This is a genomic window from Candidatus Centipeda massiliensis, from assembly GCF_900290285.1.
In the GTDB taxonomy this organism is placed as follows: Bacteria; Bacillota; Negativicutes; order Selenomonadales; family Selenomonadaceae; genus Centipeda; species Centipeda massiliensis.
Window position 1 is genome coordinate 1 of the sequence record NZ_LT985764.1, and the last position, 1,799, is coordinate 1,799.

The 1,799-nt window shown below is 56.9% G+C and carries 2 protein-coding genes; both read right to left on the reverse strand.

The window, feature by feature from the left end; all coding sequences use genetic code 11:
• Positions 1 to 258: hypothetical protein (locus C8273_RS12565; RefSeq protein ID WP_159060777.1), on the reverse strand; the 258-nt coding region annotated here is incomplete at its 3' end.
• A 63-nt stretch (positions 259 to 321) separates the two neighbouring features.
• The coding region (locus C8273_RS12570) for a glycosyltransferase (protein WP_234344112.1) at positions 322 to 1,799 on the reverse strand (1,478 nt) is incomplete at its 5' end.

Below are 1,799 nucleotides of genomic sequence, written 5' to 3' on the forward strand. Positions count from 1 at the left end.
AAAGAGGAGGTACTGTCCCTTCGCCGCGCGTTCGCCAGCGTTGCAGAGGGCTGCGGAGGAAGCCGTGTCCGATGCACACAGACGACACGGCAGGTGACGAAGCTGCTTGCGCATCGCCTTTTCCCGCCCTGTATGCAGTGCAACGATCAGCTCCGTTTCCACACGAAGAGCGGAGGCAGCGGCAAGTGCCGCCTCCGCCGTCTCACGCAGATATGTGCCCTCCTCTGTCACTGTAAGAATTATACTAAGATAGCTCATAACTTCCATGCTCTCCGCGTGTGTTCATCATCGTTCTGCTTCCATAATAGTTCCACGACAGATCTACAGCTGCGGAAAAAATTTCGCGATGCGGGCGCGTCTGTCGCGTTCCAGCTCCTCTCGCCACGCAAACATCTCCTGATAGGCGGCAATGTAGTCGTCCAGATGATATTCCAGCAGGCGATGCTCTGCCACATAGCGGTAGGCATGCTCCGCAAGGGTTCGTCTGAGATCAGCGTGCTCTATCAGCAGATCGAGCTTTTCAGCGAACTCCTCGGGGCTGCGGAAGATCAGCCCCGTCTCACCGTCGCGCATTGTTTCCGCATAGACCGTAGGCGAGGCCAGCGCCACCGCACCATGCCCCGCCGCCTCTATGAACTTCAGATCGGACTTGGCGTGGTTGAACTCTGTATCCCGCAGCGGCAGGAGGGCTATGTCTGCATCGTGCAGTGCTGCAGTATAGCGTTCGTACGGGGCAACAATGGAGGCATCCCGTACGCCGCCCGCGAAGTCCTTTTCCTCCGTCTCAAGAGCCTCATAAAAGGCATGATCCGAGATGACGTGAAAGTGCAGCCGGTCGCCGTAACGGCGGATCGACGCATTGATCGCGGGCATCAGCGGCTCCCAGTCCGGGCGGCGGTTCAGTGCGCCGAAGAAAATCGTCACGCGTTCATTCTGCATGTTGTAGATGCGCTGCTCGGGCAGAGAGGCAAGCTGATTTTCAAAGAGATAGATATGGGGATTGAACTCGCGCAGGAAATCAGCAAGATATTTCGTTGAAGTCTGTATGGCAGAGACGGCACGAAAAGCGAAATAGTTCTCCTGCACGATCTCTTTTGAGATGATCGGATGATCGTCGAACTCCTGCAGGAGAATATTGCCGCGCGCGGTATGTGCCGAAAGGCTCTGCATCGTATTGGAATTGCGCCGCAGCAGTCCTCGCTCAAACAGGATGATACTGTCACGCTGCGAGTTCACATCGCAAAGAGCAAGTTCTGTCGTCCCTTTTTCCACGCAGCCGCTCAAGGAGATCAGCCCCCGTTCTGCAAGTGGCTTCAGCGGCGCATCCAAACGAACCGGCGCGCAGCCGTCAATACGGTTCATGAGGACAATATGGAGTAGCGAGGTGCTCGTCTCATAGGTTCTGCGCAGTTCGGGAGATACTTGCGCCAGCAACGGCTCGATCATTTCCCGATCCGATCCCAGCAGAAGATCCATGACGGTACGGTAATCCGTCTCCTCGGTCAGGAACACGCGCCGCCGCCAGTATTCCTCAATCAGGCGCCGCCACTCAATGCGGCTGAGTACCAGCGTATCCGCCCGAACGCCCTCCTGTCCCTCATGCCGCCGATAGAGGCTGAGTGGCCGTGCGAAGATAACGGCCCCCCCCTTTTCAAGGAGTTCCAGCCACATGACACAATCCGAGATGGTCAGATAGCCACGCGCCTGTGCACGCCAGTAGTGATGCACGAGATCGCACCGGCGAAAGAGAACGGCAGAGGGTTCACCCAAAAAATTTGCCATATTCCTGAGTGTGGAGC